The 22,259-nt window shown below is 53.7% G+C and carries 17 protein-coding genes and 1 tRNA gene; 7 read left to right on the forward strand and 11 right to left on the reverse strand.

All coding sequences use genetic code 11. The annotated features are described in order from the left end of the window. Positions 1-60: 60 nt before the first annotated feature. The 3 genes from EQG79_RS09020 to rpe form a co-directional block, all read right to left on the reverse strand. Positions 61-2,118: an OmpA family protein gene (locus tag EQG79_RS09020; protein WP_129601234.1), complete on the reverse strand. Its 2,058-nt coding sequence runs from the start codon at positions 2,116-2,118 to the stop codon at positions 61-63. A 117-nt stretch (positions 2,119-2,235) separates the two neighbouring features. Then, complete coding sequence (locus EQG79_RS09025) at positions 2,236-3,648, reverse strand: alpha-amylase family glycosyl hydrolase (protein ID WP_129601235.1); 1,413 nt, start codon at positions 3,646-3,648, stop codon at positions 2,236-2,238. Between the two features lie 61 nt (positions 3,649-3,709). Beyond that, positions 3,710-4,381 (reverse strand): ribulose-phosphate 3-epimerase, encoded by a 672-nt coding sequence (gene rpe / locus EQG79_RS09030; protein ID WP_077921907.1) that lies wholly within the window; start codon positions 4,379-4,381, stop codon positions 3,710-3,712. Between the two features lie 119 nt (positions 4,382-4,500). Here rpe and ligA point away from each other — a divergent pair, with 119 nt between their 5' ends. Together ligA and dapA are read left to right on the forward strand one after the other, a co-directional pair. After that, positions 4,501-6,576, forward strand: a complete 2,076-nt coding sequence (gene ligA / locus EQG79_RS09035) for an NAD-dependent DNA ligase LigA (RefSeq protein WP_129601236.1) — start codon at positions 4,501-4,503, stop codon at positions 6,574-6,576. A 68-nt stretch (positions 6,577-6,644) separates the two neighbouring features. Beyond that, positions 6,645-7,544, forward strand: coding sequence for a 4-hydroxy-tetrahydrodipicolinate synthase (gene dapA / locus EQG79_RS09040; protein WP_077921824.1), 900 nt, complete (start codon positions 6,645-6,647; stop codon positions 7,542-7,544). Positions 7,545-7,646: 102 nt separating this feature from the next. Here the strand turns inward: dapA and EQG79_RS09045 are convergent, their stop codons facing one another. The 3 genes from EQG79_RS09045 to EQG79_RS09055 form a co-directional block, all read right to left on the reverse strand. Continuing rightward, a complete protein-coding gene (locus tag EQG79_RS09045) occupies positions 7,647-7,841 on the reverse strand; it encodes a hypothetical protein (RefSeq protein WP_077921825.1) in 195 nt (64 codons plus the stop codon). Positions 7,842-7,935: 94 nt separating this feature from the next. After that, complete coding sequence (locus EQG79_RS09050) at positions 7,936-10,140, reverse strand: carbohydrate binding family 9 domain-containing protein (RefSeq protein ID WP_129601237.1); 2,205 nt, start codon at positions 10,138-10,140, stop codon at positions 7,936-7,938. A 123-nt stretch (positions 10,141-10,263) separates the two neighbouring features. Continuing rightward, positions 10,264-12,837: a M14 metallopeptidase family protein gene (locus tag EQG79_RS09055; RefSeq protein WP_129601238.1), complete on the reverse strand. Its 2,574-nt coding sequence runs from the start codon at positions 12,835-12,837 to the stop codon at positions 10,264-10,266. Positions 12,838-13,017: 180 nt separating this feature from the next. Between EQG79_RS09055 and EQG79_RS09060 the strand changes: the two genes are divergently transcribed. Both EQG79_RS09060 and EQG79_RS09065 read left to right on the forward strand, forming a co-directional pair. Next, positions 13,018-13,089: transfer RNA gene (locus tag EQG79_RS09060), tRNA-Glu, on the forward strand. Positions 13,090-13,245: 156 nt separating this feature from the next. Beyond that, on the forward strand, positions 13,246-14,484 hold the full coding sequence (locus EQG79_RS09065; protein WP_129601239.1) for a site-specific integrase: 1,239 nt from the start codon (positions 13,246-13,248) through the stop codon (positions 14,482-14,484). Here the strand turns inward: EQG79_RS09065 and EQG79_RS09070 are convergent. The 5 genes from EQG79_RS09070 to EQG79_RS09090 all read right to left on the reverse strand — a co-directional run bounded on the left by EQG79_RS09070 (position 14,426) and on the right by EQG79_RS09090 (position 17,424). Beyond that, complete coding sequence (locus tag EQG79_RS09070; RefSeq protein WP_129601240.1) at positions 14,426-15,103, reverse strand: hypothetical protein; 678 nt, start codon at positions 15,101-15,103, stop codon at positions 14,426-14,428. The genes EQG79_RS09065 and EQG79_RS09070 overlap by 59 nt on opposite strands. 289 nt (positions 15,104-15,392) lie before the next feature. After that, positions 15,393-15,650, reverse strand: a complete 258-nt coding sequence (locus tag EQG79_RS09075; RefSeq protein ID WP_129601241.1) for a hypothetical protein — start codon at positions 15,648-15,650, stop codon at positions 15,393-15,395. 28 nt (positions 15,651-15,678) lie between these two features. Then, on the reverse strand, positions 15,679-16,023 hold the full coding sequence (locus tag EQG79_RS09080; RefSeq protein WP_129601242.1) for an ASCH domain-containing protein: 345 nt from the start codon (positions 16,021-16,023) through the stop codon (positions 15,679-15,681). Between the two features lie 4 nt (positions 16,024-16,027). After that, positions 16,028-16,831: a hypothetical protein gene (locus tag EQG79_RS09085; protein ID WP_129601243.1), complete on the reverse strand. Its 804-nt coding sequence runs from the start codon at positions 16,829-16,831 to the stop codon at positions 16,028-16,030. Continuing rightward, the gene (locus tag EQG79_RS09090; RefSeq protein WP_129601244.1) at positions 16,828-17,424 is read right to left on the reverse strand and encodes a recombinase family protein; all 597 of its coding nucleotides are present in this window, start codon (positions 17,422-17,424) and stop codon (positions 16,828-16,830) included. The genes EQG79_RS09085 and EQG79_RS09090 overlap by 4 nt, the downstream gene beginning before the upstream one ends. Positions 17,425-17,615: 191 nt before the next feature. Between EQG79_RS09090 and EQG79_RS09095 the strand changes: the two genes are divergently transcribed. Genes EQG79_RS09095 through EQG79_RS09105 form a run of 3 tightly spaced genes read left to right on the forward strand, consistent with a single transcriptional unit; the run spans position 17,616 to position 22,259 of the window. Next, positions 17,616-19,748 (forward strand): type I restriction-modification system subunit M, encoded by a 2,133-nt coding sequence (locus EQG79_RS09095; protein ID WP_129601245.1) that lies wholly within the window; start codon positions 17,616-17,618, stop codon positions 19,746-19,748. Then, positions 19,745-20,890 carry a restriction endonuclease subunit S gene (locus EQG79_RS09100; protein ID WP_129601246.1) on the forward strand — a complete coding sequence of 382 codons (1,146 nt, stop codon included), beginning with the start codon at positions 19,745-19,747 and terminating at the stop codon, positions 20,888-20,890. Before EQG79_RS09095 ends, EQG79_RS09100 begins: the two co-directional genes overlap by 4 nt. A gap of 19 nt (positions 20,891-20,909) precedes the next feature. Further along, positions 20,910-22,259, forward strand: coding sequence for a pentapeptide repeat-containing protein (locus EQG79_RS09105; protein ID WP_129601247.1), 1,350 nt, complete (start codon positions 20,910-20,912; stop codon positions 22,257-22,259).

Consider the following 22,259-nt stretch of genomic DNA (forward strand, 5'->3'; position numbering starts at 1 on the left):
GCGGTTAGTAGCGGGTGATTGCAGCATATTAGCGCAAAAGTAAGTCCGTACCTATCGCTTTTACAATTTAAGGATGGTGAATTCTACCCGCCGGTTCTGTTTCCGCTTTTCTTCGGTCTCGTTACTGGCAATCGGTTTACTGGGTCCCCAGGCTTTGGTCTGAATTCGGCTTTCGACAATACCCTTGCCCGTCAGGTACTCTTTCACCACCCGAACGCGGTCCTGCGACAGCTTCATATTGGGCTCCCAGTCGCCCTGGTTATCTGTATGCCCTTCAACGAGCAGCTCCATAGCGGGGTATTTTTCCAGCATGGCTACCACCCGGTCCAGCTCCACGCTGGCACCCGGCAGGAGCGCAAACTCACTCTGCTGAAACAACACATCGCGCATGATAATTTTCTGGCCCGGCTCTATCTTGACCAGGTACAGGTTGCGCCGAATGTCACGGAATCGTTTGTCTTTGCTCAGGTCCAGGGTTTCGGTCGTGGGGAAATAGCCTTCACGGCTGGCGGTCAGGTTGTAGGTTTTCTGGGTGGGCAGAATGAGCTTATACTCACCAGTCTCCGGGTTGTAGTCTACCTTGCTGACGGCTTTGTTTTCGTTGAAAATACCCGAGATGACTTCCGACGCAACGGGCTTTTTGCTTTGGGCGTCGAGCACCTGCCCCGATACGATGGCCACGGGGTCGGGTTTGATGGCCGGGTACAGCTTGAGCCGGAAAATATCGTCTTCGCCCATCGAGCCCGCCCGCGAACTCAGGTACGCAAAATCACCCGAGGCCGGAATGGTGAAATAACCGTCCCATTCGGGTGTGTTAATGGCTGGTCCCAGGTTTTCGGGTTCACTCCAGTTGCCCCATGAGTCATCGAGCCGGCGCGATACGAAGATGTCGCCATTGCCGAAACCAGGATGTCCCATAGACGTGAAATAGAGCGTACGCCCATCGGCGGCCAGAAAAGGCGAGCTCTCCGCATCGGCGGTGTTCACGACGCCACCCAGCGAGACGGGCTCTGCCCAGGTCTTGTCCGGTAGTTGCAGCGACACGTACAGGTCCCGGTTGCCGCGGGTATCTTTCCGCTGTACGGCCAGAATGATGGCCTGCCCGTCGGGCGAGACGCAGAATTCCAGTTGGTTCTCTTCGTGCAGGTTGTAGTTGTTGGCGATCTTACACTCAACCGGTTGCGACCAGCCTGCCTTGGTCCGGATCGACCTGGAGATGCCGAACGACATAGAACCGTTGGGCTGATATACGTTAATGAGGTAGGCTGTTCGGCCGTCGGGAGCCATGCCGCTGATGGCATTGTCGCCCGCGTTGTTGATGGGAGAACCTATGTTAATGGCCTCGTTCCAGCTGGCGGGATTACCGCTACTGGCCGACGCGAGTGTTGCGTACCAGACGTCCTGATGCTCTGCTCCGCCGATGTTGGCTTTGTTCAGCCCCCGCGTAAAATACAGAGTGCGTCCATCGGGCGAGATCACGGGGGCTACTTCCTGCCCCGGCGAATTGACGGTTTTGCCGAGGTTTTCTTTCTGAATTTCCTTGGGCGTATTCGCCGATACGTTGATGCCAACGCTAACGGGGCTGGGATCTTCCGAAATGCCGATGGCATCGATCTGGTTCATGCCTTTCAGAGCCGCCCCGTTGATGACTACTTTGATCTGATGACAGACGTAGGTGGGGTTGGTCGGAAAAATACGCAGCAGCGGGTCCTGACGCGGCTGGTTTCCTGCATTCTGGTACACCACATGTTCCTGTTTATTTTCATCCAGCACGATAACGCGAACCACGGCGCCCGGATTAATATTCTCGGCGACGACGATCTGGCGGGCGCGGATGGGTTTGTCGAACCCGACCTGCACCCACTCGTCGGTGGTTCCATCCGGATAGAACGGAGCCCAGGCGCAGGGGGTAGTTCCAAGCTGCAGCGGTTTGTTGGGACGCCCCAGCGCCTGCGATGCCTTAAACTGGTCGCCAGTCGTTTCGCCTTTCTTTTCTGACGAAACACCTACCACGCGGCTGGCCCATTGTAGCGTGCCCCGGTTGGCGGTTTGTGCCGAACCCGACAGGGTAAGGCTCAGCAAGCCACCAATCAGGGTCAGAAGACGCTGCGTACACATGAGATGTCTATATTGAATAAAAACAGCTGATCGGCAACCCCCGAACCGCCATTGGCAGGGCTGGTTTCAGGGTGTCGTTCCGTACCACACGTCAGCCAATACTCAAAAATAGCAAACTTAATTAGTCATTACCCGATACTCCCAGGGTTTCATGGCAACACTCATGGCGGGTTGCAGCGTTACGGGCTGATGCTGAAAGACTTCGGTATAGGTGCCTTCGAATCCTGACCCGTTAAGGCGTACTTCCTGCGGCTGGTTGCTCAGGTTGAGCAGCACCACCACCCGATCGTTGTCCCGCTGGCGGTAAAAGGCATAGACCTTGTCGTCGTGATCGGTCTGAATTTTTACCACTTTTCCACCGGCAGGTCCGTTCCAAAGGGCCGTATTCCGGTGTTTGAGCGTGAGTAGCGCCTTGATAAAGTCATTCTTGCTGTAATTGCCCCAGGGTATTGAGTCTTTCTCAAAAAAAGCCAGCCGCTTGTTCAGGTTTGACTCCATGCCGTTATAGACCAGCGGCATCCCTTCCAGCGTGCTGCTGAGGACGATAAGCGCATTGGCCGCGGGACCGAACGACTCGGCCAGCGTTCCATTCCAGCTGTTCTCGTCGTGGTTCTGGGTGAACAGCATCTGGTAATACCAGGCCGGGAACCGCTTCTGGTTGGCCAGTCGCAGCGAATCGATCTTGTCGGCCGTACGTGCGCCTTTGGCCACCGCCTTCATCATGGTGTGCATGCTCCAGCCGTAGTTCATGTTGAAGCAGCTCTTGAAGTGATCCGGTTCATCCTCCCATTCGGCCAGCATGAAAACGGGTTTGATCTTATCCAGCTGCGGGCGGAGCTCGGCCCAGAAGTCGTTCGGTACAAAACCGGCCACATCGCAGCGATACCCGTCGATATCACATTCCTTGATCCAGTACTGCATGGCTTCGATCATACCCCGGCGCATGTCCGGGTTGTCGTAGTTGAGGTCAACGACATCGGTCCAGTCGGTCGGTTTGTTCGTTTTCGGATCGATAGGCGCAATCATTTTCCCGTTAACCAGCGTGTACCAGTCTGGGTGCTGCTGCGTCCAGACATGGTCCCAGCCGGTATGGTTCGGTACCCAGTCGAGAATGACCCGCAGGCCAAGCGCGTGGGCCCGGGTGACCAGGGCCTTGAAGTCGGCCAGGGTTCCATAGGCGGGGTTAACGGCCTTGTAGTCGGCAACGGCGTAGGGGCTACCCAGTGTGCCTTTTTTGTTTTTCTGGCTGATCGGGTAGATGGGCATGAGCCAGATAATATCGACACCCAGTTCTTTCAGGCGGGGGAGCTGGGCTTCAACGGCTTTAAAATTGCCTTCTGGAGAAAACTGGCGGGTATTTACTTCATATATGGTAGCGTTCCTGGCCCAGTCGGGAGCCGGCGGAGGAGTCGACTCAGGGGCTGACGCGCTGGTAGAAGTGGTCGTGGTTTCAGCTTGTTTTTGTTCATTGCGGCAGGCCGTCGCCAGGGTCAACAAACTAAGGGCAACGGCCAGATAGGTTTTCTTCATAAACAGTTCTGTTGTTAGGTCGCCGTACTGGGCGCTACGTTACGGGGTTGGTTTGTTGCACTCAGGCCATCGTTGGCCGATGGCTGTTTTTTAGTTGCTGAACCGCTTCGATCGGATCGGCAGCCCGAAACACCGAGTTGCCTGCTACCAGGATATCGGCCCCGGCCTGTAGTAAAGCCGCAGCATTACCCACACCTACTCCGCCGTCTACTTCGATCAGCGCAGCCGATTGGTTGGCCACCAGCATTTGTTTGAGCCGGGTTATTTTGGGGAGAGTATGCGGAATAAATGCCTGCCCGCCAAAGCCCGGATTGACCGACATGATCAGCACCACATCAATTGACTCCAATACATCGATCAGGCCTTCGACGGGCGTATGGGGGTTCAGCGCTACACCCGCCTGGCAGCCGCGCTCACGAATGTGCGTCAGCGTACGATGGAGGTGCGTACAGGCTTCATAGTGAACGTGAATAATGGCTGCGCCCCCGTCGGCAAAGGCATCGATGTACCGGTCGGGCTGAACGATCATCAGATGGACGTCCAGGGGCTTCTGGCAGTGAGTGCGGGCCGCTTCCAGAAGGGGAAAACCAAACGAGATATTGGGAACAAACTCGCCATCCATCACGTCGAAGTGCAGATAATCGGCCTCACTGCGGTTGATCAGGTTCAGGTCACGTTGCAGATTGGCAAAGTCGGCTGCGAGTAGAGAAGGGGCGATGAGAGGCTGTGACATACCACTATTTTTGTCTCGTAAAAGTACTTTTTTTTGGCCGAACGAAGAAACAATACCCATATTGCCGGCTTAAAACCTATTGGGTTTTGAGTGATTGGCTACAAACTGCCTACTGCCTTATGACACCCCAGCAACGAATTGCCGAATTAACGGAACGACTGAATCACTATAACTATCAATACTACCAAAATAGCACGTCGGAGGTCGACGATTTCACCTTCGACAAGTTGCTGGATGAGCTGACCAGCCTCGAAAAACAGCACCCGGAGTACCGGCAGGCCGACAGCCCTACCCAGCGGGTGGGCGGTACCGTAAGCAAGGATTTTGCTACCGTATACCACCGTTTCCCCATGTTGTCGCTGGGTAACACCTATTCGGAGGAGGAGCTGGTCGAGTTCGATACCCGCGTCAGGAAAGGGCTCGACGGGGCTGATGTCGAGTACATCTGCGAATTAAAATTCGATGGTGTGGCCCTCAGCATGACCTACGAAAACGGGGTGCTGGTGCAGGGGGCCACCCGGGGCGATGGGGTGCGGGGCGACGATATTACCCATAACATCCGGACCATCCGTACGGTGCCGTTACGGATTCCGGCTGCGCTGAACCCACCGGCTCTGTTTGAGGTGCGGGGCGAGGGTTTTTTGCCACTGGCGGAGTTTGAGCGCATCAATAAAGAACGCGAGGATATTGGTGAGCCGCTACTGGCTAACCCGCGCAATGCAGCCTCGGGAACCTTCAAGCAACAGGACTCGACGGCCGTAGCCAAACGGCGTCTCGACTGCTATCTGTACTCGTTTTTATCCGAACCGGCTCCCGATGGTACGTCGCTCTTCAACACCCATGAAGAAAGCCTGGTGGCCATGAAGACGTGGGGGTTCAACGTATCGCCTACCTGGAAAAAATGCGCCGACATCCGCGAGGTGATGCTGTACATCAACGAGTGGGAAACCAAACGATTTGATCTGCCCCTCGGCACCGACGGAATCGTGATCAAGGTGAACCGCTATGACCAGCAGCAGGAACTGGGCTATACGGCCAAAAGCCCGCGCTGGGCAATTGCCTTCAAGTACAAAGCCATGGCGGCCAGCACTACCCTGAACGCAATTAACTACCAGGTGGGTCGAACGGGAGCGGTTACCCCGGTTGCCCTGCTGACGCCGGTGCTGCTGGCCGGTACTGTCGTCAAGCGGGCTTCGCTGCATAACGCCAACGAAATTGCCCGGCTGGGGGTCATGCTGCACGATACGGTCTTTATCGAAAAAGGGGGCGAGATTATTCCGAAGGTAACGGGCGTCGACCTGAGTAAACGGACCGGACAAACCGAGCCGATTACGTATCCGACCGAATGCCCTGCCTGCGGCACTCCGCTGGTCCGGCGCGAGGGAGAGGCTCATTTTTATTGTACCAATACCAACGGCTGTCCTCCGCAGCGGCAGGCGCGTTTCGAACATTTTATCCAGCGCCGGGCCATGAACATCGAAAGCCTGGGCGAAGGAAAAATACAACTGCTGATCGAGCGGGGACTGGTGCAGACACCCGCCGATCTTTACGACCTGACCAACGCCGATCTGCTGGGTCTCGAAAAAGCGTACCCCGCCGACAGCGGCCCGGAAGAAACCGGGAAGGTGCGGGTGGTGAAGTTTGGTCAGAAAACCGTTGACAATATCCTGACCGCTATTGACCGATCCAAAGGGCAGTCGTTTGCCAACGTGCTGTTTGCGCTGGGTATCCGGTACGTAGGCAACACCACCGCCGAACGCCTGTCCGACTATTTTGGGAACATCGATGAGCTGATGAATGCCTCGCTCGAAATCCTGGCCAATGTGCCGGACGTCGGTCCGCGAATTGCCCAGAGTCTGGTTGAGTGGTTTTCGGAAGCTGACAACCGGCTCTACGTAGAGCGGCTGCGGGCGGCCGGGCTAACTATGGTCGGCGAACGTAAGGTAGTCGAAGCCCTGAGTGATACGCTGGCGGGCAAAACGTTTCTGTATACCGGCACCTTTGTCAACTACAGCCGCGAGCAACTCGAAGCCGAAATAGCCGCTCATGGTGGTAAACTGCTCAGCGGGGTTTCTAAAAAACTCAACTACCTGATTGTAGGCGAGAATGCCGGCCCCTCCAAAGTCAGCAAGGCCCAGCAACTGGGGGTGAGCATGATCAGTGAAGACGAGTTTAGTGCTATGCTGAACGTATAGATATTTACTAGATATTTCCCGCTTAATTTCCTGTAACTTTGTTGTCAAATTAGTCCGTGCGGCACATCATGACCACTCAATTTCACGGCGTTGGCGTCGCCATTGTGACGCCCTTCAACGCTGATCATTCCATTGACTTCGACGGCTTCGGCCGCATCATCCGGCATGTCTCCGACGGGGGCGTCCGGTATATCGTCCTGCAGGGCACTACCGGCGAGTCGCCAACGGTGACGAAGCAGGAGAAAGCCCAGCTGCTTCAGTACCTGAAAGAAAACAACCCCCGCCAGCTGCCCATCGTTTTCGGGGTTGGAGGCAACGTAACAGCTGATGTGGTATCAGGCATGAAATCCATCGACTTCGACGGGGTCGATGCTATCCTGTCAGTTTGCCCGTACTATAACAAACCCGGCAAACGGGGCGTCATCGAGCACTTTACGCGCGTGGCCGATGCCAGCCCGGTTCCGGTTATTCTCTATAACATTCCGTTCCGGACGGGTATCAACATGACGGCAGAAACGATCTGCGAACTGGCGCAGCATCCCAACATCATCGGGGTGAAAGAAGCGTCCTGCGTAATTGAGCAGTGTATGGAGATCGTGCGCGACAAACCCGATGATTTTCTGCTCATCTCGGGCGACGATGTGCAGGGCGTTCCGATCATCAGCATTGGTGGCGTAGGCGTCATGTCGGTTATCGCCAATGCGTTCCCGGCTAAGTTCTCGGCCATGATCGATGCGGCCCTACAGGGCGATTTTGCCATGGCTCAGAAAGAGCTTGGCCATTTCCTGCGTATCGATCCGCTGCTTTACGAAGAAGGCAATCCCGTTGGGGTGAAGAGTATTCTGGAGATTATGGGGCTGATTTCGGCCGAGGTTCGTCTGCCCCTCATGCGCGCTTCCGATGAGCTGAGCGAACGCCAGCGGGCCGTGTTGCAACGCGATGGACTGCTGGAACTGGTAACCCAATAAAACAACCAGACTGACAGGCCAGGAGCGCCAGACCTCGCGGGTCTGGCGCTCCTGGTGTTTACGGACTACACCAGCACCAGGCTGGCTGACCATAAAGGCGATTTAAACATTGCGCCGGCCGCCCCCGAAGAGTTTGGATACCAGCCAGATGATTAAAACAATCACGATAACCACGCCTATAATGCCCGTATAGGCACCAGCCTTAAAAATATCGCCAACGAGTTCGCAGCTGGTCAGCGAGAACGTGAGCAGTAAGGCCACAGCGGCCATGGGGAAGAAACGGAGCAGAGTTTTCATGAACGTTGACTGTCAGTAGTGTATAGATATTAAAGGGCCAGCCGGCCGGTGTTCATCTAACCAGCCCCACCCGCGTTTGTTCGACTACGCCGGATCAGATGTTCCACCAGTATGTCCATTTGAGCACCAGCGCCCGGTTTCTAACCGAGAACAGTCCGGGCACATCCTGCCCGATCTGAGCGGCACCGGGCAGGTAGTTGTCGGTGTAAACCAGGAAAAAATCGGAGGCTGGCTTGTACCGCCACTGAACCCGGGCGTTTACGTTCATATTCTGCTGCTGCTCGTTGTACTGCACGAAGGTAGTCAGGTACAGGGTGTTGGTCATCGTGACGTCGAATCGCGGACCAACGAGCCAGAACGTCGTCTGGCCCCAGGGCTGGGGCAGCCGGATATCGTTGTAGCTGGCGCTCATCGCCAGACTGACATAGGGCTGAAACCGGTAACCGGCATCGGCGGTCAGGTTCAGGCGGGTACCGTTGGCGTAGTAACCGCCGTATCGGGACGTGAACCCGTACGTGAACAAACTCTGTGGTTTCGAGATAAACTGGGTGCCCCAGGCATTCCAGCGGTGTTCGGTGCCCGTATTCAGCGTTTCGCGGTTAGTATTGGTCGGGTCGAAAGGACTCAGCAGCCGTACGAAGTCGGTGGCTACCCAGCCCGTCAGCGTGGCCCGGCTGCGGAACGTGATCAGGTAACTCAGCAGGCTTTCACTGTCACTTTTACGCCCTTCCGGATCGAAAAAATACGTAGACTGAACCTGGGGGCCATGGCTCAGGACCTGGCTGCCAGTAGGGAAGAAGGTGTAGCCAATGGTGCCGGTAGCCCGCTGATACCCCCGGCGCGGCACATAGCCTGCTTCGGCCGTATAACTTTTACCCACCGCTTCGAGCTGACCGCCAACGAGCCACTGCCGGCTGTTGTACTGGAGATTACCGGCATAGACGGCATCGCTGCCCGCCACCCCCGGTTGAAACGATTTCAGGAACAGGGCTTTCCCCGACCACAGGTTATTGGATGACGCCAGGTTATACTCGACGCCCAGATTCCGGTTATACTGTGAGTAGGCCGGGGCATCGGCACCGGGCTGGTAGTTCAGCGATTGCTTATTGACAAACAGGACGCCGATGTTCGAGCGGGCAAAGACGCGCCGTTGCAGGGCCAGTACGGCAAAGTTCTGCGCGGGCAGGGCCAGATCGTCTACCCGTCCCGTCTGCATGTCCATCAGGCCCAGTCGCCAGTCTTTGTTGAGCTTGCCACTCAATCGGGCTCCGAACCGGATCGGAACCCCGCCCAGACCGATCCGTCGGCTAAAGAACGGACGTATGGTCGCGTAACCGAAGTTGGTGAACTGATCGCCGTTTTCGAGGAAAAACTGCCGCCGTTCCGGAAAGAACAGCTCGAAGCGGTCGAGGTTGGTCACCTGCTGGTCAACGTCTACCTGCGAGAAGTCAGGGTTGACCGTCAGGTCCAGATTCAGCGAGGAGGTAACGGCTACTTTAGCATCCAGCCCGGCGTCGAAGCGGCCCGTAGTTGGAATGTTACGTTCGTAATCGCGTGTCAGGCCGGCCAGCATGTACGGAATGATGGAAATGTTGGGGCCGGGGTTCGGGGGGGGCTGGTCCCAGACGAGCACACCCGTATAAGCCAGCGATGCCGTCGGGAACTGCCGCTGAACGGGTGCCCAGGCTGACTTCTCGGTCGTTTTAAGGTCCTGGCGGCTGAAGTTGATGCCCCAGCGGGTGATGCCCTGCTTATACCGAATGGTTTTGAAGGGGATCGCCATTTCCAGCACATACCGGTCCGGGTAATTACGGACTGACGAGGTCCATTTATTATCCCAGCTCAGGTTGGCTTTACTGCCTTCGTACAGGAGCCCATCCCACTGCGCCCCAACGGCGTTGGTGCCGAAGGTAAACCCGTTGGTCTGGTCGTCGAAGGTATCCATGAAGAAGATGAAGTTGTCGTTGCGGCCGAAGTTCCAGTCGCGCCGGAGCGACTCGACAATGTAAGGGCCCGACCGGTTACCGTGGTGACAAACGGCACTCAGGTACAGATTCCGGTCATCGTAGGTCATACGTACCTCGGTCTGAACCTGTGCCCGGCTGGTATCCATGGGCAGTACCATCCAGAAGTTATCGGCTACCTCGGCGGCCTGCCAGGCGGGTTCATCCACCTGGCCGTCGACCACCACCGGCGAAGCGGCCCGGCTGATGTGAAGCTGGTATGACTCATTCTTTTTCTGGGCCAGCAGAGGAACGCTGAGCAGCAGGGTGACTAACGAAAGCAGTAGAGGTCGCACTAATCAATGGGATTGGCGTATATGGATAAAAAAGTACCGGATTGAGTAATTATACCGGATAGACAATACAAAGACGCAACGACCCGGGGGCCGTTGCGTCCTGCATTGCTGGTTTATGGATGATCAGTTGCCAACCATAAATACTGCGTTGCCGAAGAGCAGCTTTCCGTTGTACCAGAAGCCCCGGAATAGCGGGTCATCGGCCAGATAAACCACGCTGCCACGTCCGTAATTCTGGACGCCCATCAGCAGGGTATTTTTAAGTTTTTCCTTCGCGTTCTTTCCCGAAAAACCAGCTACGTAATTGTCTGATTTAAGGTAGCCCACGTTCCAGCCGTCTTTCAGGAAATCGAAATTATAGGCGTTCTGCACCAGTGTGTAATACCCGTTGGTCAGGCCAAAACCCAGCGGGTGAGACGAGTCGATATTGACGCGGTAGATACTGCCCGGTGTCTCGTCCGAAATAGCGGTCCGTTCGCGGTCGCCGTAGAGTTTGAGCGAGTCAGCGGCATTGCCTTTTTTCTCCTTGTCTTTGGCCGACTTATCTTCTTTTTCTTTCAGGTCGAACCCGTCTTTGCCGGCCAGGAAAGCCGTAGCCCGCTCGAGTGCAATAAGTTTACCGCCCGACTGGATCCAGCCTTTGACAGCGGCCAGCACACGATCGTTGAGGAAGCGGCCGTAGTTGTAGTTCGTCGGCAGAATCAGCACGTCGAGCTTGTTCCAGTCAACGCTGCCGAGAGCATTGCCGTCGATGACCGAGATGGGGTAATTGAGTTCCTGATCGAAGTAATGCCATACCTCACCCGCAGCCGGTGGGAGGGTGCCATCGCCTACGACTACGGCAACCCGCGGAGCCTTCAGCGCGGTTACGAAGTCAGAACCAAAATCAGATCCTTTCGTTACAAAGCCTGTTTGCACCGGTGTCAGATCGGCACCGGTGCGGGTAGCTTCGGCGCGAACCAGGGCATCGAGCCGGTCGCCGAAACGTTCATTACCGGCCCGGGCCACAATGAGCGTACCGGAGGGATATGTTTTGCCTTCCAGCTCGAACGGTTTTTCAGCCGCCCGCACCCGTATCTTCTGTTTCAGCAGACCCGCCAGCATCTGTACCGCCGGCATCGACTGCCAGCGAACTACGTAGGCATAAGGCTTCGTGGTCGATGGCGCTGGTGCGGCAGCTGCGGCAGGCGCCGTGGCCGATGGGGTCAGGCGGGTGGTAAGGCCATACGTCTGGAGACCGAAGGCGTATGGCATTGACCAGGCCGTAATGTCGTAGGTGGCCGAATCCTCCAGGGCCGAGTTAGGCTCGAACAGGATTTTCAGCAGGGTCGATTTGGGCTGATAGGCGCTGATGACCACATCTTCGGGAGCGATCGAAACGCTTTTCTCATTCTTCTGGCTCGTATAGTTAAAGCCGGGCAGGGTCTGGGCCTTGCCGGCATACCCGTAACTGATCTTGTTCCGGTCGAGTAACTGCTGGAGGGCCTTCAGCCGACCCGCGTCGCCGTTGGCTTTGATGACATAGCTTTTGTAAGCGCCAATGGGCTTATTGCGGGCGTTATCGAAAAACTGGCCGAACTCCTTAACCACATCCGGAGCGCGGTCGGCTACGGATTCGAGAGTGGCGATGCTGGCCGTTACGTGGTGATCGATGCGCTGCCGCAGGGTAAGGGTGTCGCCGTCGGCTTTTTCGATGGCCAGGCCGGCCCGGCCGCTACCGCCCTGCTCGTAAGTCATGCCAATGGCACCGTTGTAGGTGGGGTAGGTGTCGCCGTAGCTGGGGTAGAAGAGGTCGAAACGCTCGCGGGTGTAGTAAAGCCAGCCGTTGCGGTCAAAATAGCGGCTGCAATACTGGCCGATCGTCTGCTGGAAATCGCGCTGAAACTTGGTGATGTCTTCGTGATAGGGTTTGGCCGAAGGCGCAAAGTAATATGGGCTCTCGACGCCCATCTCGTGGAAGTCGCCGTGGAGGTGGGGCATCCACTGCTGGTAAAGCGCCATCCGCTGCTGCGTAATTTCCTGTGTTTGCCAGGCCCAGTCGCGGTTGGGGTCAAACAGGTAGTGGGTATAGCGTCCGCCGGGCCAGGGTTCGTTGTGTTCGCGGGCTGCGGGGGTCGGGTCGGCCGAGCGGCCCATCATCTGGTTGTACCAGTTCACATACCGATCGTGGCCGTCGGGATTGAGACCCGGATCGAGGATGACTACCGTTGCGTTCATCACCTTCTGCGAAACAGGATTGGCGGGGTCCAGCAACTGGTACAGCACGTCCATAAACGCTTCGGAGCTCACGGCTTCGTTGCCGTGAACGTTGTAGCTCAACCAGGCGATAGCGGGCTGGGCAGCGCTGGATGGACTACCCTCCAGCATGCCAATTCGTTTGAGGTTATTGGTGCGGATTTCATCGAGCCGGCTCAGGTTGGCCTCCGATGCAATGGCTACGACCATTAGCTGGCGACCTTCGTAGGTCGTACCATACGGAATGAGCCGAACGCGGCTGGGGACCTGGCGGGCTACCTGTTCGGCGTAGGCTAGCACGCGATGATGTGGCGTGAACCGATCCCCGACTTTATAACCCAGGAACTGAGCGGGTGAATCAATACGGGAGGACGCAGGTGATGAAGCGGTGGGGGTTGTGGTCTGGGCTGATACCGATAAGGCAGCGGCCATCCACATGGCAAGTACTAAAACGTGTTTCATGAAGGCGAAAAAAAAATGAAAGGCTAACCTCCTCAAAAATAGGAGTAAAACGGTCAGGAAGCGGTTTTTTGAAAAAATTTTGCCCCATACTATTGCATTTTAAGATCGCTGCCGTACTTTTGCACCACGATTCGACAACGCAGCGGCTAAAAACTTAAGCGTTGGGTCTTTCACAAAGACGGCCGATTCGTCTAGCGGTTAGGACATCGCCCTTTCACGGCGGTAACACGGGTTCGATTCCCGTATCGGTCACAACTTACGCTACACAAGTTGTAGAAAAAGGCGCAAATCAAGCTGATTTGCGCCTTTTTTCGTTTTCTGGGTCTGTGTTCACTACGTGACTTATTGGCATATACTACGTATAGTATCCGACCAACGATCCGACCAAACGGTCGTACCATCCGACCAATGAACGAAATCTACTTTAAGCAGAAAATCAGCAAGCAGGATCGGTCGGGCTTCGCTCCGATATTCCTGGAATTTAACCACAATGGGGGTACCCTCGTATTGTCGACTGGCGAGAAGTGCAAGCCGTCGGACTGGAATCAGGAGACCCAAAAATTTCGTAGGTCGATGCCCGGCTACCAACAGGCCAACGAGTCATTGGAGCGGCTACGTGATAAACTACGCACGGCGTATCGCGATGCCCGAAACGCGGATGTAGCTATCACCAATGATTTCCTGCGTACTGCCGTATCGGGTCGGGCCGTGCGTCGGGTTGCCGATCTGCCTACGCTCTATGACGAATATGTAGAATCACGCCGGTCGGAGTTCAAACCGGCAACGCTCAAGTCGATGCGGAACACCGGCTCCCGGTTGCGTCGACTGTCTGACCGACTCGGAACGCTACGAGCCGAGCACTATACCACCGAAGTGCATCAGTCGGTAGTCGGTTCAATGCTTGACGATGGTCTGGAGCCGTCGAGTGTGGGTCAGGTTTGCAAGCATCTGATCACTTTCTTTCGTTACTGTCGGGATACGCTCGAAATTACCTTACATCCCAGGCACGCGACTATCAAGAAAGAATCGGCTCCTTCGGATCGAATCTATCTGACCGAAGCTGACCTGCAGAAACTTCATGCGGCCGCCATGCCCCCAAATCTGATACGGGTACGCGATGCCTTTCTGTTCCAGTGCTACACCTCGTTACGGTACGCTGACCTCTGGCGGCTGCAGCATCGGCACATCGAAAATCGCGGGCCGTATTCAGTCATCGTGCTCATACCCGAAAAGTCGGTCAGTCGCCGGGCTACCAAAATCAAGCGGATCGAAATCCCGATCCTGCCCGATGCGCAGACTATCCTGGATCGCTACGCAGGCGACTACCGACTACTGCCCGTACTGAGTAATCAGAAATACAACGACTACATAAAAGACGTGTGCGAACTGGCGGGGCTTACCGAACTCGTTGAGCAAATAGAATACCGTCGGGGAGTGCCTTACATTACGCAAGTGCCCAAATGGTCGCGGGTGTCGTCGCACGTGGCCCGGCATACGTGGGCTACCTTGTCATTGATGAAAGGCGTACCGCTGGAAGTCGTGTCGAAAACCCTTGGTCATTCGAATCTGCACACGACAATGATCTACGCTAAGGTTGTCGACGACTGGAAGAACCAGCAGATTCTTTCGGCCTGGGCAACTCAGTAACTACGGTTGTGAAGGTTCCGGCCGTATCGTGATCCGTGACAACGGGACAATCAGCATCGGCGATCTCCACGAGTCGGCTTGCCGGCATCTGGTAACGGCACAAGTTCCAGAACTCCAGTAGCGCAACCTCCCAGTCGGCTTGTTTGGCTTCCCATAGGCTTATAGCCGCTTCGTGCTGGTACACGTTCCGGATGTACTCCTCGGGGGTCATAGTCTGGCTGCGGTGGGCTTCGTCGTGTATCTGCCGAATTCGATTCAGTTTGTCGAGCAGCTTACGGTCGCGCTGCAGCTGGTCTTTTCGTACCTGTAGCTTCCGGTGTTCTGCCCGTATGCGTCCGAGCGTCTCGGTGAACTCAACCTGGTATCTCGCATCTATACTTTCAAGCCTGGCGCCCCGGGTTACCCGGTCATGGTCAATCTGGGCCAGCACGCCGGTGTTCAGGTGTACCAGTGGACTACGTAGGTTGTAGCCCGCTGTTGGCAGATAATACCACCATTTGTTCCGGCTCACGGCAGTAAATTCCTTCCGGTCGGCTTTCCACCGTTGCTGCATGTAATACCGATACGATTCTTCGTAGGTAGCTATAGAATCGAGCGTTAATTGCTGTCCTGTGCACATAGTACTTTGTATGGCAAAAAATAGACACACAAATAATAGTACTTTTTGTCGAGCGGGGGTCTGGGGGGTATACTGAATAGCCATTTTGCGTTTACGCATTTCGGTGAAAAGTTTACGCGGTTGCCGGCGAGCGCAATTAGATAATTCTCAGATTGAGCCGTGTTAACAAAAGCCGTAGGCGGGTCGGGGTAGACTGTCCTGCGGCTGTCGGCCGTGGGTAGGTTGAATGGCTGGCTGCTGCTGCGGTTGTAGAGAAAACCAGCTGCATGGTCGAGGTGGTCTGCAACGGTCAGTCGTTGGTTCCGGTTTGCCAGTTGCCGGGATCGGGTAGGGGATAGGGGTTTCCGGCACTGGCTGTGTAGATACGGGCCGACTGACACATCGGTACAATCCTGAATCGTTGTTGCCAAAGTTTGCGGGCAAAGGCAGAGGCATCAGCGTTGACAACGCCATAAATGTCATCGGCTGCTTGTTCTATAGTGACCAGCTGCGTGTAGTTCTGGCTACCGTACCGGAAGTTGTAGTGGTTAAGTGGTGGGGGTGTCATGGTCGTGTAAAATGGGAGCCCGAACCTGTCACGATCCGGGGCTGGTGGTTGATTCGTCTATTGTCTCCAGAAGTACCAGGACAAACTCCTGTGTAGTGAAATCCCTGACGATGTTCTTATACATGGTCTGGACGAGGTTACGAAACTCCTCCAGGGAATAGCCCGTATCGATCCGCGCGATCCACTCGTTCACCTGATCGAGCCGTAACACTCTTTTGTCGAGGCACCGGGCCTTCTTGATGGACTTCCCGTTGAGCTGAATGTCGTAGATTTTTCCAACCTGGTACTTCCCGCCCGCTAGCCGAAACGTGGTGAAGCACCTACAATCCAATTTCCCGTTCCAGTTGGTCTGGAAGTTGATAGCCGTGTTCATCGGTTTAGGCCGTTACTGGTTTAGGCTTCTTTTGGCTCTTCCTGACGGGCTTCGGTGCGGTCTGGCGGTCCGGCAGCGCCCCGGATACATTGGCATCGGCCTGCAACAGATCCAGCCCGGCCGGGTCGAACGATTCGACTCCCGCTTCACCGGTCGTAGCCGTTGGTTCTGCAGCGGTGTCCGTTTCATCTACGCTGGCCAGGGTATCGGGCCAATCGGTTCCAGTGTCGGATACATCGAATCCGGTTTCGGGCAGCGGTTGGGCGTTGCGGATGTCGGCCGCTGTAGCCGCTTGGGTCTGCAGCGGATCTGCATCGTTTCGGGCTGCGTCAGCTGAGACGGACATCGTTTGGCCGAAGGCTTCGCCCAGGTCGGCTATATCCAATGCCGTGCGTATGTCAGTGAATGGCCTGACGTCCTCATCCGGATTGGCAGCCTGTTCGTCAAACATGGCCAGCTGACGCTTTGCAGCCGCTTCGTCCTGGTCTTTGCGGCTGGTTTTGTGCCGCAACTCAATCACCTCGATACCGTTTCTGTCGTAGTACTCCGTCATGCCAGACATTTCATTGATGACCGCATGGACGTCGACCTCCTGGGTTACCGTATTGGTTTGCAGATTATAGCGCAATTGAATAACCCGCTTATTCATGTCTTTCAGCTGGCTGTTGTAATCCGCCACTACGGACTTTTTCTCTTCCTCAGTCTGATCGATCTGAGACAGGACCTCCAGCAGTCGTTTCATCAGGTCGCCTTTCTCTTCAGGGCTGGCGGGCCGGGTTACTTCTCGTTTTTCGAATAGCAGGTTCATGTTGATTGTTTGGTATACGGTGAGATCTGAACGCCCTCGTGTTTGAGGAGCTTATAAAGAGTCGGCTTGCTGATACCAAGCTGCCGGCTTAGTTCGTCGACGCCAACGGTTTTGGATTCGTAAAGCAGTTTGGCGGTGGGGCCCTTCTTCATGAGGTCGGGCGTGATACCGCGTCGACGGCCGCCGACGCGTCCTCTCTGTCGGGCAGCAGAGAGTCCGGCGTTCGTTCGTTCGCGGATCAGATCGCGTTCCAGTTCGGCCAGGCTGGAAAAGAGGTGGAATATACAATTACCGACAGCGCTGCTGGTGTCGATGGATTCCTTCAGGCTCCTGAATTCGACCGCCCGGTTTTTGAACTCAGTCACCAGCCCGACCAGATGTTTCATGGAGTGGCCCAGGCGGTCGAGCTTCCAGATCACGACCGTATCTCCTGCGCGTATCTGGCCGAGCATCTTATTCAGTTCGGGCCGTTCGGCCCTAGCAACTGAAACCTTCTCGCGGAAGATTTTTTCGCAGCCTGCGGTTTTGAGTGCATCGACCTGCAGGCTTAGGGTCTGATCTTCGGAGTTTGCCCGCGCGTAGCCAATCAGCACGTTGTCAGTTCAAAGGGTGAGGTTTGCCTTTGCTGAACAAAGATAGGTTTACGGCCGATGCTTACAAATATTTATTAGTTTAATTTATCGAAAAAGCAAATAAATATTTGTATTCTATTGTTTTCACAATTGACCGTTTGAATGAACTTTGGGCATTTCTATATTGCTCAACTATTTCAATAAATAAATACATGTCATCTACGACGAGTGACGTTCGCGAATTACTTTTCGACCGAATATCCCAAAAGCAAGAGTTTGAAGAAAGCTTGTGGAATGCGGCTGATCAACTCCGGGCCAGTGCCAAACTAAAATCCAGCGAGTACGCATCCCCAATGCTGGGGTTATTTTTCCTGCGCTATGCCTCTAACCGCTTCGATGCAATCACGGAAAAGGCGGTAGCCGAATTTGAAGCCACCAAAGACAGCCGGAATGCCGAAACCCTCGAAGAAATTTATTTTCGGCTTTGCGGGTACTATTTGCCCGAAGCAGCCCGCTTTTCTACCCTGCTAGATCTGAGTGGTGACGACAATGCTATTCAAGCGGTAAAGGAGGCCATGAGTGCCTTTGAGCAAGCCAATCCGGAAGCTGGCATTGAGTTACCTAAAAACGATTACGAAAAAATACCCGACGCCACCCTGCGCAGGGTGCTGCGCGAAGTATCCCGCATTACCGTAGCCGAAGGCGATGCTTTCGGGAAAATATACGAGTACTTCCTGGGCAAGTTTGCCTTGTCAGAAGGACAGAAAGGCGGTGAGTTCTATACGCCTACGTCGGTGGTGAAACTGATAGTGGAGATTCTGGAGCCGCACGATGGCCGCATCTTCGACCCGGCCTGTGGTACCGGCGGTATGTTTGTGCAGTCGGCCAAGTTTATCCGATCGCATAATGAAACCGACCACGTGTCGATCTATGGACAGGAGAAAGTAAAAGAGACGGCAAACCTGGCCCGGCTGAATCTGTTCGTGAACGGACTGAAAGGCGACATCCGCAATGTAGATACGTCTCTGTCGGCCAGCGTATACACCGAAGACTATGCCGATACCGAAGGTAAATTCGACTTTGTGATGGCCAACCCGCCGTTTAACGTCGATGGTATTGCGGTAGAAGACATCAAAGGCCACCCGTTGTTTGCCCGTTATGGGCTGCCGGTCAGTGCTGCTAAGTCGGGTAAAAAATCGGATACGTTCTCGAACGCCAACTACCTATGGGTGTCGCTGTTTGCTACTGCGCTTAATGCCAACGGCCGGGCGGGGTTTGTGATGGCCAACTCGGCCAGCGATGCGCGGGGCGGAGAAGCAGAGGTACGGAAGAATCTGGTAGACGCGGGGATCGTAGATGTGATGGTGACTGTATCGTCGAACTTTTTCTATACGGTGACGCTGCCCGTTACGCTCTGGTTTTTTGACAAGGCCAAAACCAATGAGCAACACCCTCGCCATGATCAGACGTTGTTTATCGACGCCCGGCGCATTTATTACCAGACCAGCCGGTCGACGCGGGCCTTTACGCAGGCCCAGTTGATGAACATTACGTCGATTGTATGGCTACACCGGGGCGAGACAGACCAGTTTCACCAGTTGCGCTCTCGCTACCAAACCGCCCTCACGACCTGGCAGAACGCAGCGGTAGCGCATCCCGACGGTAAGAAGACCTACCAGGGCGAAGAAATCCACAGGGGCCGGGTACTGGCCGCGCTGCATAAGCTGGGAAATGGCTTGCGTATCTGGTTCAACACGGTAGCCATGCTGCTCAGCGAAGAAGCCAAAGCCGCCCTTGACAATAACCCGGCCTGGGCAACCACGGTAGACGCGCTGATTGATGCGACGGCCGACCAGCTTACCGACAAAGCCGCCATTAACGCCCTGTACAAACAAGCCGACGAAGCCGTGAGCTTTGCCGACAAAACCCTGCGCCCAGATAAGGATAAAAGCTTCACCAAGGCTGACATTCGGGGGCTGCTGCGGGCGTTGGCCAGTGAGCGCGACGACCTGCTGTTTGTACTGGAGCGGGTCAGTTACTTTGGCCAGCAGCTCCACTGGCTCGACAGCCATTTTCCGGACGCTGAGTACCGCGACGTAGAAGGGCTCTGCAAAGTAGCCAGCCGCGCCGACATTGCCGCTCAGCAATACTCACTCAACCCCGGCCGCTACGTGGGCGTAGCGCTGGAAGACGACGGCATGACCGCCGACGAATTCCGGGAGTTCATACAAAATCAGACTAATACATTGGCAACCCTGCACACCGAAGCCGATCAGCTGCAACAACAGATTGCGGAAGAGGTAAAGCTGTTATTTATGGACGTAAACATGGAGGAAGTAGTATGAAGGAGTGGCAGATTAAGGAATTGGGTAACGTACTTACGTTGCAGCGTGGCTATGATTTACCATCTCAATTTAGGCAAGGGGGGAGCGTCCCAATTGTATCTTCTTCCGGTATTACAGGTTATCATAATGAAAGCAAAGAAAGTGGTCCAGGAGTCGTTACAGGACGATATGGGACGCTTGGAGAAGTTCACTTTGTCAAAACAAATTACTGGCCTTTAAATACTACTTTATTCGTTAAAGATTTTAAAGGGAACTATCCAAGATTCATCTATTATCTCTTAAAGGTTACCGATCTAGAAAGTAGTAATTCTGCAGGAGCGGTACCAGGTTTAAATCGTAATGCACTGCATACAATAAAAGTCGCTGTGCCCCCCCTTCCAATACAACGCCGAATCGCCGACATCCTGGGCCAATACGATGCGCTGATTGACAACTACCAGCAGCAAATCAGCAAGTTGGAAAACATGGCACAGGAAATTTACCGCGAGTGGTTCGTTCGTGGCCGGTGTCCGTACGCGCAGCCAAGTAAAGATGGTGGGTTACCGGAGGGGTGGGAGAGAACAGAATTAGGTAATCTTTCAAGTGTAATCCAGCGTGGAATATCCCCTGCATATGATGAAGAAGGTAAGATTTTATGTCTAAATCAACGTTGTATTAGAGACGGACGCATCGACTACTCAATCGGTCGCTCACAATCTAAACAAGTTTCAGTAAATCGCACGGTATGTTTTGGCGACGTACTTATCAACTCGACCGGGGAGGGAACACTTGGACGAACAGCACAAGTTTATACAACGGTTGATAACGTAACTGTTGATAGTCACGTAACAATCGCTCGGCCTAATAAAGATGTTTCGCCTGAATACTATGGCTTCTTAGTTGCTAGCTTAGAGAACTATTTTGAAGCAATGGCATTAGGTTCAACTGGCCAGACTGAATTACTACGTGAGGTTATTTCAGGTGCAAAAGTGATTCGGCCAGACAGGCATTCCATGGAAAAATTTGGAGTAATTATAGCACCGATAAAAATAAAAATTGCAAACCTGCAAAATCAGCTAATCGCCCTTCGTCAAACGAGGGATGCGTTGTTGCCGCGGTTATTAAGCGGGCAGATTGTGGTAGAGGAAATGATAGAACAGTAAGCTAATCCCTACTGAAACTATGCGATACATTGTAACTGCATTATGTGTTTTACTGGTTTCAGTGGGGAGTTTAGGGCAAAGTACCCGGCAGGCAAAGAAAATTCCGGACATACGCATACTGTCATTTTCGGAGTACAGGTATATAAAAAACAAAGTAACTCAGCGTGTTTTGTCGGCTGTCGATCTGTCAGATCGAGACACATCAATAATTGGTTTAGGTTTATATGATAAAGTGATTTTTTGTGACAAGATTTCCCGTCGTACTACATTTTTGGACTCCTGCTTTTTCTTTTATTGTTACTTCGTAAATTCTGATTTTTCTAATATTTCATTTAATTCGTTCGTAGATTTTAACAATTCATTCTTTTTTGAAAAATCTACGTTTTCAGGTAGCCGTTTTAAAGAAACCGCATCTTTCATAAATGCAACTTTTGATGGGGATGGCCCGTTTAACTTCGTCAGATTTGAAAAAGAAGTAACCTTTGAAAATGCCAAATTTAGTAATCATACTTCGTTCAGTAATACCAAATTTGGGGGTAATGTGTCTTTCAATCAAGTGGTTTTTCATGAAAACCTGGATTTTCAGAAAGTTACCTGTAACGCTGGTATGGATTTTTCGGAAGCACAGCTTCCAACATTTATTTATTTCTACAACACGTCATTTGAGTATGACGATCTCACGGATATAAGTTCAAAAATCGACTTTCGAAGGTCCCGCCTGGATACCTTACAAGCCAGGATAAAAGGGGCAAAATGCAGTATTCAATTTGATGATACAGATGTTGACCGATTTCTTTTGCCTTATGACCGGTTCTTGTTAATGTTTGGACAGGGTACCACTTATGAGCAAAAAATAAGTGCTTACGAAAGTATCATAAAGAACTGCCGGGAAGCCGGCATGAACGAAAGCGCCAGAGACTGGGATATAGACTATCGGAGATTACAAAACGTACATAATTATTGGTTTTTAGGCTTTGGGCATTTAGTTAATCTTTTTAACTGGGTATGGTGGAATTTTGGTTATGCCAAGTGGCGCATTTTAGTTATTTGGCTTCCCTTTTTTTTCTTATTCTTTCTCGCCTATAATTACATTGCACTTAACCGACTGTGGGGTACAATGTATAAGGACAATGAGCTAGGCAAAGCTTTTCTCAAACGTCATGCCCATACCGCGCCCCCGGTACAATATGGGTGGGAGCGGTTTGCGTTTGCTTTCTTCTATACAGCTGTCATTTATTTTGGCTTTAAAATTCGCCACGAAGCCGTCAATTATAAGAACACACGAGGCCTGTTGTATTTATATACTATGTATGCCGTAGGTACCCTTCACATGGCCTTTGCCTTTAGCTATATCATAAGTGCTTATTAA

It is taken from the genome of Spirosoma sordidisoli (assembly GCF_004138325.1).
Lineage (GTDB): Bacteria > Bacteroidota > Bacteroidia > Cytophagales > Spirosomataceae > Spirosoma > Spirosoma sordidisoli.